This window comes from Paracidovorax cattleyae (assembly GCF_900104515.1).
Classification (GTDB): domain Bacteria; phylum Pseudomonadota; class Gammaproteobacteria; order Burkholderiales; family Burkholderiaceae_C; genus Paracidovorax; species Paracidovorax cattleyae.
Genome location: NZ_FNJL01000003.1, coordinates 186,866 through 200,130 on the forward strand (window position 1 = coordinate 186,866; position 13,265 = coordinate 200,130).

The window sequence follows — 13,265 nt, forward strand, 5'->3', positions numbered from 1 at the left end:
GGCTTAGACGATTGCCGCATAATCAAGGGACTCCTTAGCAGCAATCAGATATGAACCTGCACCAGTTCCGCTTCGTCCAGGAAGCCGCCCGCCGCAACCTCAACCTGACGGAGGCCGCGAAGGCGCTCCACACCTCGCAGCCCGGGGTGTCCAAGGCCATCATCGAACTGGAAGACGAGCTGGGCGTGGACATCTTCGCGCGCCACGGCAAGCGGCTCAAGCGCATCACCGAACCGGGTCAGCACGTGCTCAAGAGCATCGAGCTGATCATGCGCGAGGTGGGCAACCTCAAGCGCATCGGCGAGCAGTTCAGCGCGCAGGACAGCGGCACGCTGAGCATCGCCACCACCCACACGCAGGCGCGCTACGTGCTGCCGGTGCCCGTGGCGAAGCTGCGCGAGGCCTATCCCAAGGTGAACGTGAGCCTGCACCAGGCCACGCCGCACGAGGTGGCGCGCATGGTGATCGACGAGGTGGCGGAGATCGGCATGGCCACCGAATCGCTCGCGGACTATCCCGACCTCGTCACCCTGCCCTGCTACGAGTGGCAGCACGTGCTGGTGATGCCCTCGGGCCATCCACTCGCGCAGCAGGAGCGCATCAGCGTGGACGACATCGCCCACGAGGCCCTCATCACCTACCACCCGTCCTTCACGGGGCGCGGCAAGATCGACCAGGCCTTCGCCGCGCGCAAGCTGCAGCCGCGCATCGTGCTGGAGGCCATCGATTCGGACGTGATCAAGACCTATGTGCGCCTAGGCCTGGGCGTGGGCATCGTGGCCGAGATGGCCATGCGCGACGACCCGCTCGGCGACCTGGTGGTGCGGCCGGTGGGCCACCTGTTCGGCCAGAGCGTGGCGCGCGTGGCATTCAAGCGCGGCGCCTACCTGCGCAACTTCGTCTATAAATTCGCGGAGCTGCTCAGCGACCGGCTGAACCGCGAACTCGTGGCCCGCGCGATGACCGGGCACGTGAACGACTACGAGCTTTGATTCTTCCTCACCCCAAGCACATGACCACCACCGCTGCCGCGCGCACGCCGACCCTTCCGAGCAAGCTGCCCCAGGTGGGCACGACGATCTTTGCCGTGATGTCCGCCCTGGCGGCCGAGCACGGCGCCGTGAACCTGGGCCAGGGCTTCCCCGATTTCGACTGCGATCCGGCCCTGGTCGATGCGGTGGCGGGCGCCATGCGCGCAGGCCACAACCAGTACCCGCCCATGCCGGGCGTGCCGGCGCTGCGCCAGGCCGTGTCGCGCAAGATCGAGGCGCTGCACGGCCGCGCCTATTCGCCGGATACCGAGATCACCGTGACGGCCGGTGCGACGCAGGGCATCCTGACGGCGATCCTGGCGGTGGTGCAGGCGGGCGACGAGGTGATCGTGCTCGATCCCTGCTACGACAGCTACGTGCCCAACGTGGAGCTGGCGGGCGGCACGGCGGTGCGCGTGCCCCTCGCGCCCGGCACCTTCCGGCCGGATTTCGGGCGCATCGCTGCCGCGCTCACGCCGCGCGCGCGCGCGATCATCATCAACACGCCGCACAACCCGTCCGCCACCGTGTGGACGGACGAGGACATGCGGGCGCTGGAGGCGCTGCTGGCGCCCACCGGCGTGGTCGTGGTCAGCGACGAGGTGTACGAGCACATGGTGTTCGACGGCGCGCAGCACCAGAGCGTCGCGCGCTTCCCCGGGCTGGCCGCACGGGCGTTCATCGTGTCGAGCTTCGGCAAGACCTTCCACGTCACGGGCTGGAAGGTGGGCACGGTGGTGGCGCCCGCGCCGCTCATGGCCGAGTTCCGCAAGGTGCACCAGTTCAACGTGTTCACGGTGAACACGCCGATGCAGCACGCGCTGGCGGCGTACCTCGCCGATCCGGCGCCCTACCTGCAGCTGCCGGCCTTCTACCAGGCCAAGCGCGACCTGTTCCGCCAGGGGCTGGAAGGCTCGCGCCTGAAGCTGCTTCCCAGCACGGGCAGCTACTTCCAGTGCGTGGACATCTCGCAGGTGAGCGACCTGGGCGACGTGGAGTTCTGCCAGTGGCTCACGCGCGAGATCGGCGTGGCCGCCATACCGCTGTCGCCGTTCTACGGCGACGGGTTCGACCAGCGCGTGGTGCGTTTTTGCTTCGCCAAGCGCGACGAGACGCTGCGCGAGGCACTGCAGCGGCTGCGCCGGCTCTGAGCGGGGTATCCGCAAGCTCTGCTAGACCACCAGATCGATTTCCCGGTCGGTGAAGCCGAAGCGCCCCAGCATCCTCCGGTGTTCCGGACTACCGAGGTAACGGTCCAGGACGGCATCCACCCGTTGCCGCAAATCGCCGTCATTCCGGGCGAAGGCGAAGGCACCGAACGCCGGCGGCTTTTCCGCCGCGGCGACCACCACCGTTTGCACTCTGGCTGCAGGGTTCTGCAGGGCGAAGGCAGCATGGGCACGGGCAACGCTGGCATACGCGTCGGCCCGGCCATTCGATACCGCCCCGGCGGCTTCGGCATAGCTGTCGTAGAGCTGGATCCGGGCGGCCGGTATGGCGAAGTCTTCGTGGGCCGTCCGGTGCTGGATCTGGTCACGCACCACGGCCAGGCGGCAGTCGGGATCCAGGGCGACGGACCGGTAGCCGTCCAGGGCCAGCGGATTGCCTTGGGCGACCAGCAGGCCATCGGCCAGCGCCCAGATCGGGCGGCTGAAACTCACCTGGCGCTGCCTTTGCTCGGTAACGAATAGTCCGGTGGTCATCCGCCAGCGCCCCGCCGCGAGACCCGGCAGAAGTTCGGCAAAGGTGGTTTCAACGGGTTGGAAGGGCGGTAGTCCGGCAACCTGCAGCACAGTCCGGGCCACTTCCACATCGCAGCCGGTCAGGCTGCCGTCGGCCGCAAGGTCATTGAAGGGCGGTTCGATGATGTAGGCGAAGAGGGTCATCCGTGCTCCTGTTCTACCCGCCCGCCATGCGCACCAGGGCGCGGCACGGCAGGCTGGCCGGGTCCTCGAACGCCTGCACGGCGTCGAAGTGGTCGGCTCCCGGCATCGGATGCAGTTCGGCCGCGTTGCCGGCCGCACGCCATGCGGCATGGAAGCTCCGGGACTGCTGCGCGAAGGCCTCCTGCTCGGCCCCGCCCCAGCAGAGCGTGACGGGCGTGGCGCTGGGCCGCGCATGCAGCACGGGCGAATTGCGGCGCACCATGCCCTCGTCCAGCTGGATTGCGGGCTGCAGGTAGCTGTAGCGCAGCGGCGCGATATCGTAGAGGCCGCTCACCAGCACCGCTCCCGCGAAGGGATCGGCCGGCAGGCCGTAATCCTCTTCCCAGCGCGTGCACAGCAGCATCGCGCCCAGGTGCCCGCCCGCGGAATGCCCGCCGACGACGATGCGCGCCGGGTCACCGCCATGCTCGCCGATGTGGCGGACCACCCACGCTGCCGCGGCGCGCACCTGCCGCACGATCTCGTCGATCGTGACAGTCGGGCACAGCGCGTAATCCACCGCCACGGTGGTGAAGCCCAGCGCATGCGGGCCCTGCGCCACGCAGCTGAAATCGCGCGCGCTGCGGGCCCGCCAGTAGCCGCCGTGGATGAAGAAGAACACCGGCGCGCCGGGCCGGTCGGCCGGGAAGATGTCCAGCGTTTCCGCCAGCGTGGGGCCGTAGGGCACGGCGGGCAGGTAGGGCAGCGCCTGGCGCGTGGCCTCGCTGTGTTCGGCGAAGTGCCGGTTCGAGGCGGCCGCATCATGCGCGCGCTTCAGGGTGTCGTAGGCTTCGTCGATCGCCTGCTGGCTATCGAAACCGTGGGGGAACGCCATCGCCATCGGGGCACCCCGGGGTTCAGTCCGGCACCACGGCCGTGACCTCGATCTCGACCTTGGCGCGGTCCTCGATCAGTGCGGAGACTTCCACCGCCGTCATCGCCGCGTTGAAGCTGCCGATGATCTCGCGGAAGTCCTGGCCGATCTGGCGCAGTGAGGCCACGTAGTCTTTTTTGTCCGTCACATACCAGGTCATGCGCACGATGTGCTCGGGGCGGGCGCCGCCTTCCCGGAGCACCTCGACGATGTTCTGCAGCGCCTGCCGCACCTGGCCGCACAGCGTGTCGGTATGGAAGACACCCTGCGCGTCCCAGCCGATCATGCCGGCCACGAAGACCATGCGGCCACGCGCCGCGACGCCGTTGGAATAGCCCTTGGGACGGGGCCACCCGGGAGGAAGAAGGACTTGCATGCGAATCTCCTGTCCGTTCGGTTCTCGAAAATCGTTATCGTTCTTGCGCGGGGGTCACACGCCCACGTAGCGCTGCCACAACGCCGGGTCGGCCGCGAGCGCGCCCGAGTCGCCCTGCCACACCACGCGGCCACGTTCGATGATGGTGTGGCGGTCTGCTAGCCGGACGAGGCGGCGCACGTATTTGTCGATGACCAGAATGGTCTGGCCCTGCGCTCGCAGGGCGTCCAGGCAGCGCCAGATCTCCTCGCGGATCAGCGGCGCCAGCCCTTCCGTGGCTTCGTCGAGCACGAGCAGGTGCGGGTTGGTCATGAGCGCACGGCCGATGGCCAGCATCTGCTGCTCGCCACCCGAGAGCTGCCCGCCCATGTGCGAGGCCCGCTCGGCCAGGCGCGGGAACAGCGCATGCACGCGCTCGAGCGTCCAGGGATCGGCGGCGGCGTTGCGGCGGGCCGCGAACGCGACGAGGTTCTCGCGCACCGACAGGTTGGGAAAGATCTGCCGGCCCTCGGGCACCACGGCCAGCCCCATGCGGGCGATACGGTCCGGCGCGAGCCGCTCGATGCGCTCGCCGCGAAAGCGCACCGATCCGGCCTTCGCGCGCGTGAGCCCGAGCAGTGCACGCACGGTGGTCGTCTTGCCCATGCCGTTGCGGCCCAGCAGTGTGGCGACCTCGCCGGCGCGGATGTCGAACGCGATGCCGAACAGCACCTGGCTGCTGCCATAGGCGGCCTCCAGCCCCTCGACTTCGAGCAATGCGCTCATGCGGCGCCCTCCTCCAGTTCATCGCCCAGGTAAGCGCGGCGCACCCCGGGATCGTCGCGGATGGCCTGCGGCGTGCCGGTGGCGATCACGCGGCCGGACACCAGCGCGGAAATGCGGTCGGCGAGGCGGAAGACGGCATCCATGTCGTGCTCGACCAGCAGCAGCGTGACCTCGCCGCGCAGCCCCTGCAGCACGCCGACCATGCGCTCGGATTCCTCCGGCCCCATGCCGGCCATGGGCTCGTCGAGCAGCAGCAGCCGGGGGCGCAGCGCCAGCGCCAGCCCGACCTCGAGCTGCCGCTGCTGGCCATGGGAGAGCGCTCCCGCCACCTGGGCGAGCTGCCCGTCCAGGCCCACGCGCCGCGCCACCTCGGCCGCCTCGGCATAGCGCTCGCGCTCGGCGCGGGCCGGCCGCCAGACACCGCCGCTGACGCCGGTGCGAGCCTGCACGGCGAGCGCGAGGTTGTCCAGCACCGGCAGCCGGGGGAACACGCTGGTGATCTGGTAGGAGCGCACCAGCCCGCGGTGCACGCGCACGTGGATGGGCAGGTGGGTGACGTCCTGCCCGTCGAAGTGGATGTGGCCGCTGGTGGGCGCGAGCGTGCCGGAGAGCTGGTGGATGAGCGTGGTCTTGCCGGCGCCGTTGGGGCCGATGAGGGCATGCACCTCGCCCTCGAGCACGGACAGCTCCGCATGGTCGGTGGCGAGCAGGCCGCCGAAACGGCGCACCAATTGCTCGGTCCGCAGCAGCACGCGCGCACTCATGGACGGTCCTTCCGTGGGCGTCCGAGGCTCAGCAGGCCGTTGGGCGCCACCAGCACCACCGCCAGCAGCACGGCGCCCAGGCCGAACTGCCAATGCAGGGTGTGGGCCGCGAGCACCTCCTCGATCAGCAGGAACACCACCGCGCCCGCGAAACCGCCGTAGAGCCGCCCCACGCCGCCCAGGATCACCATCACCATGAGCATGCCCGACTGGCTCCACTGCAGCGCAGCGGGGCTCACAAAGCCCGCCTGGTTGGCCAGCAGCACGCCTGCCAGGCCGGCGATGGCGCCCGCGAGCGTGAAAGCCGCCAGCTTGTGGCGATAGACCGGAAAGCCGAGCGCGGCCATGCGCGTCCCGTTCTCGCGGATGCCCTGCAGCGCATGGCCGAAGCGGGCATTGAGCAGCCGCGCCAGGCCCACGAAGACCAGCACGCACAGGGCCAGCACACAGTAGTAAAAGCGTGCATCGTCGGCCAGGTCGAGCCAGGAGCCAACCTGCGAACGCGACGCGAGCGAGAGGCCGTCCTCGCCGCCATAGGCCTTGAACGACACCATGAGGTAGTACAGCATCTGCGCAAACGCGAGGGTGATCATGATGAAGTACACCCCCTGCGTGCGCAGGCTCACCAAGCCGATCACGAAGGCGAACAGCGCTCCCGCGGCGATGGCCGCGGGCCACGCGATCCAGGCCGAGGCGATGCCCTCCTGCATCAGGATGCCCACCGCATAGGCGCCCACGCCCACGAAGGCCGCATGCCCGAAGCTGACCATGCCGCCAAAGCCGAGGATCAGGTTCAGGCTGGTGGCCGCCAGCGCGAAGATCAGGATGCGGCTCGCCACGCCGATGTAGAAGCCCTCGCCCAGCGCCTGCGCGGCGGTGGGCAGCAGCGCCAGCAGCACGAGCAGAGGCACGCTCCAGCGCGGGTGCAGGCCGTGGTCCAGCAGGCTCGGCGCTGGGTCTTCTGAGGGGTGCATCGTGGGTTCAGCCATGGGAGGGGAAAAGCCCGCGCGGCTTCCAGAACAGCACTGCCGCCATGAGCACGTAGATCAGGATGGAGGCCACGGCCGGACCGGCACCCGCGGCGGCCGCGGGCCCCAGCAGGCGCTCGGCGAGCAGCGGCACGAGCGTGCGGCCGGCCGTGTCCACCAGTCCCACGAGCAGCGCGCCCACCAGGGCACCGCGGATGGAGCCGATGCCGCCGATCACGATGACCACGAAGGCCAGGATCAGGATGCTCTCGCCCATGCCGACCTGCACGGCCAGCAGCGGGCCCAGCATGCCCCCGGCGATGGCACAGAGCGCCGCGCCCAGCGCGAAGATGCCGGTGAACAGCCGGCGCACATTGGTGCCCATGGCCATCGCCATCTCGCGGTTGGAAGCGCCGGCGCGCACCTGCATGCCGACGCGCGTGCGCGTGACCAGCAGGTAGAGCAGCAGCGCCACCGCCAGCCCCACGCCGATGATGAACAGCCGGTAGGCCGGATACTGGAAGCCCGGCAGCAGTTCCACCGGGCCCGCCAGCGCGGGCGGTGGATTGAGCGGCACCGGCTGCGAGCCCCAGACCATGCGCACGGCCTCGTTGGCCATCAGCAGGATCGCGAAGGTGCCCAGCACCTGCGAGAGGTGGTCGCGCCGATAGAGGCGCCGCAGCACGGACACCTCCAGCAGCACGCCGATCGCCGCCGTGGCGAGCGTGCCGCCCGCCAGTCCGATCCAGAACGAGCCCGACGCCGTGGCGATGGCCGCGATCAGGTAGGCGCCCACCATGTAGAGCGAGCCGTGTGCCAGGTTGATCATGTCCATGATGCCGAACACCAGCGTGAGGCCGGCGGCCAGCAGGAACAGCATCAGCCCGAACTGCAGGCCGTTGAGCGATTGCTCGAGAAGCAGGAGCCTCGTCATGCGCGCGACCGGCCCACGGTCTCAGGAAGGCATGCGGCATTCGCCGACGTAGGCGTCGGCATGCGCCTCGAACACGCGGCCGACGGTCTTGTTGGTGATACGGCCCCGCCCGTCCTTCACCACCTCGCGCAGGTAGTAGTCCTGCACGGGGTAGTGGTTGGTATTGAAGCGGAACGGCCCGCGCACCGATTCGAACGGCGCGGCCTCCAGCGCCTTGCGCAGTGCGGCCTTGTCCTCCAGCTTGCCGCCCACGCGGCGCACGGCGCCGTCGATGAGCCGGGCGGCGTCGTAGCCCTGCGCGGCGTAGAGCGTCGGCAGGCGGCCGTATTCCTTCTGGAAGTCGGCCACGAAGCGCTTGTTGGCCGCGTTGTCCATGTCGTGCGCCCACTGCGAGCTGTTGAAGATGCCCACCATGGCATCGCCCACAGCGCGGATCACGTCCTCGTCGGCCGAGAAGCCCGGGGCGAAGAGCTTCATCTCCTTGCCCAGGCCAGCGCCGGTGAACTGCTTGACGAAGTTCACGCCCAGGCCGCCTGGCAGGAACACGAACACCGCGTCGGCGCCCGAGGCGCGGATCTTGGACAGCTCCGCGCCGTAGTCGAGCTGGCTCAGCGGCGTGTAGGCCTCCATCACCACCTCGCCCTTGTAGAAGCGCTTGAAGCCGGCCAGCGCATCCTTGCCCGCCGGGTAGTTGGGCGCGAGCAGCGCCACCTTCTTGAACCCGCGGTCCTGCACGGTCTTGCCGACGGCCTCGTGCATGTTGTCGTTCTGGTAGGAGGCGCTGAAGAAGTACGGGTTGCACTGCGCCCCCACGTACTGCGACGGCCCGGCGTTGGCGCTGATGTAGAACGTGCGCGACTGGAACACCGGCTGCCCGACGGCCAGCATCACGTTGGAGAACACGATGCCGGTCATGAAATCCACGCGCTCGCGCTTGAGCAGCCGGTCGGCCGTCTGCTTGGCCGCGTCGGGGCTCTGCTGGTCGTCCGCCACGGTCACTTCGGCCGGCAGGCCGCCGAGCTTGCCCGCGCCCTGCTTCACCGCGAGCTGAAAGCCGTCGCGGATGTCGATCCCGAGGCCCGATCCGGGGCCGGACAGCGTGGTCAGCAGGCCGACCTTGACCTTGTCCGCGGCCTGGGCGCCACCGGCCAGCAGGGCGATGGAGGCGCCGATGGCTGCGGCAAATGTCGAGGGCCGGTGCACGCGGGGCGGGAAAAATGGCATCGAAGGCTCCTTGGCAGTGAGCGGGAGGCGGTGGATGGAAGGGATGGATGGCGCGGGACGGCAGCCCCGCGTGCCCGCATCATGCCGGGGCATGTAGCTTAAAGCGCTGCAGCTTCCCCGTTTGCGTGCGCGGCAGCCGATCGGTGAATTCCACGGCGCGGGGGTATTTGTACGGAGCGACCGTGCGCTTGACGAAATCCTGCAGCAGCTGCACGGTGGCCTCGTCCGCCGCGGTGCCGGGGCGCAGCACCACGAAGGCCTTGACGATCTGGCCGCGCTGCGCGTCCGGCACGCCGATCACGGCGCATTCCGCCACCGCGGGATGGGCCAGCAGCGCCTCCTCCACCTCGGGCGCCGCGATGTTGTAGCCGGCCGAGACGATCATGTCATCGGTGCGCGCCTGGTAGAAGAAGTAGCCGTCCGCATCCATCAGGTAGGCGTCGCCGGTCAGGTTCCAGCCGTCCCGCACGTAGGCCCGCTGCCGCGCGTCCGCGAGGTAGCGGCAGCCCGTCGGCCCCTGCACCGCCAGCCGGCCGATGGTGCCCGGCGGCACCTCGCGGCCCGCGTCGTCCACCACGCGGGCCCGGTAGCCCGGCACGGGCCTGCCCGTGGCACCCGGCCGCGCGCCCGCCTCGTCATGGGAGATGAAGATGTGCAGCATCTCCGTGGCGCCGATGCCATCGATCAGCTCGATGCCCGTGGCCTGCTTCCACAGCACGCGCGCTGAGGCGGGCAGCGCCTCGCCGGCGGACACGCACTTGCGCAGCGGCGTGCCGCGCAGCAGCGCGCCATCGGCCGCCAGCGCGCGGTAGGAGGTGGGCGCCGTGAACAGCACCGTCGCGCCGAACTGCTGGATGGCCTCCAGCAACTGCGGCGGCCCGGCCTTTTCGAGCAGCACCGTGGAGGCGCCGATGTGCAGCGGAAAGAGCAGCAGCCCGCCCAGCCCGAAGGTGAAGGCCAGCGGCGGGCTGCCGATGAAGACGTCGTCCGCGCGCGGGCGCAGCACATGCGGCGGCCAGCAGTGGCAGATCGCCATCACGTCCCGGTGGTAATGCATCGTCGCCTTGGGCACCCCCGTGGTGCCGGAGGTGAAGCCCAGCAGGCAGCAGTCGTCGGACGCGGTATCGACGTTCGTGAATTCGGCGGAGGCTCCGGCCATCAGCGCCTCCAGCCCCTCCGGCCCGGCATCGTGGAAATGCCGCACCGCGCGCAGCGGCGAGCCGGGCTCCTGCGCGGCCAGCGCCAGCTCCTCGGCCAGCGACGCGTCGCACAGCGCATGCGTCACCTGGGCGATGTCGATGATCGCCTTCAACTCCTTGGCCCGCAGCAGCGGCATGGTGGCCACGGCGATGCCGCCGGCCTTCATCACCGCGAACCAGCAGGCCGCGAGCATGGGGTTGTTGGGCGCGCGCAGCAGCACGCGGTTGCCGGGCTGCAGGCCCATGCGGTGCACCAGCACGTTGGCGATGCGGTGGGCCTTGTCCTGCAGGTCGGCATAGGTCCAGGCGACGCCGCCCAGTGCCCGGATGCACAACCGCCCGCCCCGCCCTTCGCGCACATGCACGTCCAGCAGCGGATCGGCGCAGTTCAGGCGCTCGGGGAACTGCAATTGCGGGAGGTCGAACAGGTACTCGGGCTGCTGCGCGGCCGGCGGAAGGCGGTCGCGCGCGAAGGTATCGGCGTGGGCACTGGCATGCATGGCGTCTTCCTTGTCCTTTCCGGGGTCCGGATCGATGGGCCGTCGTGCGAACAGGGACTGCGTCAGCCGGCGGCGGCCCCGGCAGCCGCTGCGGACTTGAGCAGGTCGCGGCCGATGATGAGCTGCTGCACCTCGGTCGCCCCTTCGTAGATGCGCAGCGCGCGGATCTCGCGGTAGAGCCGCTCCACCGGTTGCCCGCTCACCACGCCCAGCCCGCCGAAGAGTTGCACCGCTCCATCGATCACCTGCTGCGCGTTCTCGGTGGCCGTCATCTTGGCCATGGCGGCCTCGCGCGTGACCACCGCGCCGCGGTCGCGCAGCCAGGCGGCGCGGTAGGTGAGCAGCGCCGCGCTGTCGATAGCCGTGGCCATCTGCGCGAGCTTCGCCTGGGTGAGCTGGAAGTCGGCCAGCACGCTGCCAAACATGCGGCGCGTGGTGGCGCGCGACAGCGCCTCGTCCATCGCCCGGCGTGCGAAGCCCAGCGCCGCCGCGGCCACGGAGGTGCGGAACACGTCCAGCGTGCGCATGGCCACCTTGAAGCCCTCGCCGGGCGCGCCCAGGCGCTGCGCGGCCGGCACCCGGCAGCCATCGAAGCGCAGCCGCGCGAGCGGATGCGGCGCGATCACTTCGATGCGCTCGGCGATCGAAAAGCCCGGCGTATCGGCATCGACGATGAAGGCACTGATGCCGCGTGGCCCGGGCGCCTCGCCGGTGCGCGCGAACACCACGTAGAAGTCGGCGATGCCGCCGTTGGAAATCCAGGTCTTCTCGCCGTCGAGCACGTAGCCGTCGCCTTCGGCGCGGGCCGTGCAGCCCATGGCCGCAACATCGGAGCCAGCCTCGGGCTCGGACAGCGCAAAGGCGGCGATCGCCTCGCCGCGCGCCACGCGCTCCAGGTAGCGCGCACGCTGCTCCGGCATGCCGTGCAGGCTGATCGCACCGCTGCCCAGGCCCTGCATGGCGAACGCGAAATCCGCGAGCCCCGAATGGCGCGCCAGCGTCTCGCGGATCAGGCAGAGCGCGCGCGTATCGATGGCGGCGCCGGATTCGCCCACGGCATGGCGCAGCCAGCCGCCCTCGCCGAGCGCACGAACCAGCGCGCGGCATTCGGCGTCCACGTCGGGGCCGTGCTGAGCATGCAGATGCGCCAGTGCCCAGGCATCCAGGTCGCGCGCCAGTTGCGCGTGCCGCGGCTCGAAGAACGGCCAGTCGAGGTAGGTGGTATCGGCCATCTCAATTCCCCTCGAAGCGCGGTTTCTGCTTGGCGACGAAGGCGTGGTAGGCGCGCGAGAAGTCCTCGGTGAGCATGCAGATCGCCTGCGCCTGCGCCTCGGCCTCGATGGCCTGGTCGATGGTCATGGTCCACTCCTGGTGCAGCATGGTCTTGGTGATGCCGTTGGCGAAGGCCGGGCCCTCGGCCAGTTGCACGGCGAGCGCCTGCGCCTCGGCCACCAGGTCGTCGGGCGTACATACCCGGTTGAAGAAGCCCCAGCGCTCGCCCTCCTCCCCGCCCAGGCTGCGGCCGGTGTAGAGCAACTCGCTGGCCCGGCCCTGGCCGACGATGCGCGGCAACATGGCGCAGGCGCCCATGTCGCAGCCCGCCAGCCCCACGCGGTTGAAGAGGAAGGTCGTCTTGCTGCGTGCGGTGCCCAGGCGCAGGTCGGACGCCATCGCCATGATCGCGCCCGCGCCGGCGCACACGCCGTCCACCGCCGCCACGACGGGCTGCGGGCAGGCGCGCATCGCCTTGACGAGGTCACCCGTCATGCGGGTGAACATCAGCAGTTCCGGCGCCCGCAGGGCGACCAGCGGGCCGATGATCTCGTGCACGTCGCCGCCCGAGCAGAAATTGCCGCCCGCACCGGCCACCACCACCGCGCGCACGTCGTCCGCCAGCCGCAGTTGCTGGAACAGGTCGCGCAGCTCGGCATAGCTGTCGAAGGTCAGCGGGTTCTTGCGCTCGGGCCGGTTCAGCGTGATGGTGGCCACGCCGGCCTGCACGTCCCAGAGGAAGTGCTCGGCCTGGTAGCCGGCGAGCGGCCGGCGGTTGCCGGCCAGCAGCCGGGGGTCGATGCGGGATTCGGTCATGGAAGGGGTTTCCTGCTGCGTTTCGGGACAAGTTTCGGGGTGTCTGCCTCGGGCGTCGGCGCGCCGGCCGCGATCTGGTGCTGCACCAAGTGCACGCGCAACTGGCCGAGGTGCTCGTAGAGCGCATCCTTGCTGGCTGCGGGCAGGCCGTCGAACAGGCCGGAGAGCCAGCGCTCGTGCTCTGCCGCCATGCCCGCGAAATCCGCACGGCCCTTGTCGGTCAGGCGCACGCGCCAGGAGCGGCGGTCTTCCGGGTCTTCGGTGCGCTCGACCAGCCCTTCCTTCACGAGCTGGTCCGTCAGGCCCGTGACGTTGCCGCCCGTGACCATGAGATAGCGCGAGAGCACGTTCATGCGCAGCCCGTCGGGATGCCGGTCCAACTGGGCGAGGTAGTCGAAGCGGGGCAGCGTGGTGTCGAAGCGGGCGCGCAGCCACTGCCGCACCTGCTGCTCGATCTGCGTGCTGCAGGCGAGCAGCCGCAGCCAGATCTTGATATCGAGGTGGTCGCCGGCCTGGGCGCGCGCCTCCAGGCCGATGTGCTCGTCGCCCAATGCCTGCACGAGGCGGAAGCTCTGCTTGCGGGTGACCATGGGGTGCTTCGTTCTTTCCGGCCCGCG

The 13,265-nt window shown here is 69.9% G+C and carries 14 protein-coding genes; 2 read left to right on the forward strand and 12 right to left on the reverse strand.

All coding sequences use genetic code 11. The features are described 5' to 3' along the window. The first annotated feature begins 50 nt into the window (after positions 1-50). Together BLR05_RS03595 and BLR05_RS03600 are read left to right on the forward strand one after the other, a co-directional pair. Positions 51-992, forward strand: coding sequence for a CysB family HTH-type transcriptional regulator (locus BLR05_RS03595; protein WP_011796239.1), 942 nt, complete (start codon positions 51-53; stop codon positions 990-992). A gap of 20 nt (positions 993-1,012) precedes the next feature. Next, the gene (locus BLR05_RS03600) at positions 1,013-2,182 is read left to right on the forward strand and encodes a pyridoxal phosphate-dependent aminotransferase (RefSeq protein WP_092832389.1); all 1,170 of its coding nucleotides are present in this window, start codon (positions 1,013-1,015) and stop codon (positions 2,180-2,182) included. A gap of 21 nt (positions 2,183-2,203) precedes the next feature. On the opposite strand, the gene BLR05_RS03605 is transcribed toward BLR05_RS03600, so the two are convergent. The 12 genes from BLR05_RS03605 to BLR05_RS03660 all read right to left on the reverse strand — a co-directional run bounded on the left by BLR05_RS03605 (position 2,204) and on the right by BLR05_RS03660 (position 13,238). Further along, entirely contained in the window at positions 2,204-2,917 is a 714-nt protein-coding gene (locus BLR05_RS03605; protein ID WP_092832391.1) for a transporter substrate-binding domain-containing protein, read from the reverse strand. Positions 2,918-2,930: 13 nt separating this feature from the next. After that, entirely contained in the window at positions 2,931-3,797 is an 867-nt protein-coding gene (locus tag BLR05_RS03610; RefSeq protein WP_092832392.1) for an alpha/beta hydrolase, read from the reverse strand. A gap of 16 nt (positions 3,798-3,813) precedes the next feature. Then, positions 3,814-4,206 (reverse strand): RidA family protein, encoded by a 393-nt coding sequence (locus BLR05_RS03615; RefSeq protein WP_092832394.1) that lies wholly within the window; start codon positions 4,204-4,206, stop codon positions 3,814-3,816. 54 nt (positions 4,207-4,260) lie between these two features. After that, on the reverse strand, positions 4,261-4,971 hold the full coding sequence (locus BLR05_RS03620) for an ABC transporter ATP-binding protein (RefSeq protein WP_092832395.1): 711 nt from the start codon (positions 4,969-4,971) through the stop codon (positions 4,261-4,263). Continuing rightward, on the reverse strand, positions 4,968-5,735 hold the full coding sequence (locus BLR05_RS03625; protein ID WP_092832396.1) for an ABC transporter ATP-binding protein: 768 nt from the start codon (positions 5,733-5,735) through the stop codon (positions 4,968-4,970). The genes BLR05_RS03620 and BLR05_RS03625 overlap by 4 nt, the downstream gene beginning before the upstream one ends. Further along, complete coding sequence (locus BLR05_RS03630; RefSeq protein ID WP_167361186.1) at positions 5,732-6,709, reverse strand: branched-chain amino acid ABC transporter permease; 978 nt, start codon at positions 6,707-6,709, stop codon at positions 5,732-5,734. The genes BLR05_RS03625 and BLR05_RS03630 overlap by 4 nt, the downstream gene beginning before the upstream one ends. A gap of 7 nt (positions 6,710-6,716) precedes the next feature. Next, positions 6,717-7,637 carry a branched-chain amino acid ABC transporter permease gene (locus tag BLR05_RS03635; protein ID WP_092832399.1) on the reverse strand — a complete coding sequence of 307 codons (921 nt, stop codon included), beginning with the start codon at positions 7,635-7,637 and terminating at the stop codon, positions 6,717-6,719. A 21-nt stretch (positions 7,638-7,658) separates the two neighbouring features. Next, complete coding sequence (locus tag BLR05_RS03640; protein WP_092832400.1) at positions 7,659-8,861, reverse strand: ABC transporter substrate-binding protein; 1,203 nt, start codon at positions 8,859-8,861, stop codon at positions 7,659-7,661. 79 nt (positions 8,862-8,940) lie between these two features. Further along, positions 8,941-10,560: an AMP-binding protein gene (locus BLR05_RS03645; RefSeq protein WP_092832401.1), complete on the reverse strand. Its 1,620-nt coding sequence runs from the start codon at positions 10,558-10,560 to the stop codon at positions 8,941-8,943. Between the two features lie 62 nt (positions 10,561-10,622). Further along, positions 10,623-11,792, reverse strand: a complete 1,170-nt coding sequence (locus tag BLR05_RS03650; protein ID WP_092832402.1) for an acyl-CoA dehydrogenase family protein — start codon at positions 11,790-11,792, stop codon at positions 10,623-10,625. Between the two features lies 1 nt (position 11,793). Then, a complete protein-coding gene (locus tag BLR05_RS03655) occupies positions 11,794-12,648 on the reverse strand; it encodes an enoyl-CoA hydratase family protein (RefSeq protein ID WP_092832403.1) in 855 nt (284 codons plus the stop codon). Then, positions 12,645-13,238, reverse strand: a complete 594-nt coding sequence (locus BLR05_RS03660; RefSeq protein ID WP_092832404.1) for a MarR family winged helix-turn-helix transcriptional regulator — start codon at positions 13,236-13,238, stop codon at positions 12,645-12,647. Before BLR05_RS03660 ends, BLR05_RS03655 begins: the two co-directional genes overlap by 4 nt. Between the last annotated feature and the right edge of the window lie 27 nt (positions 13,239-13,265).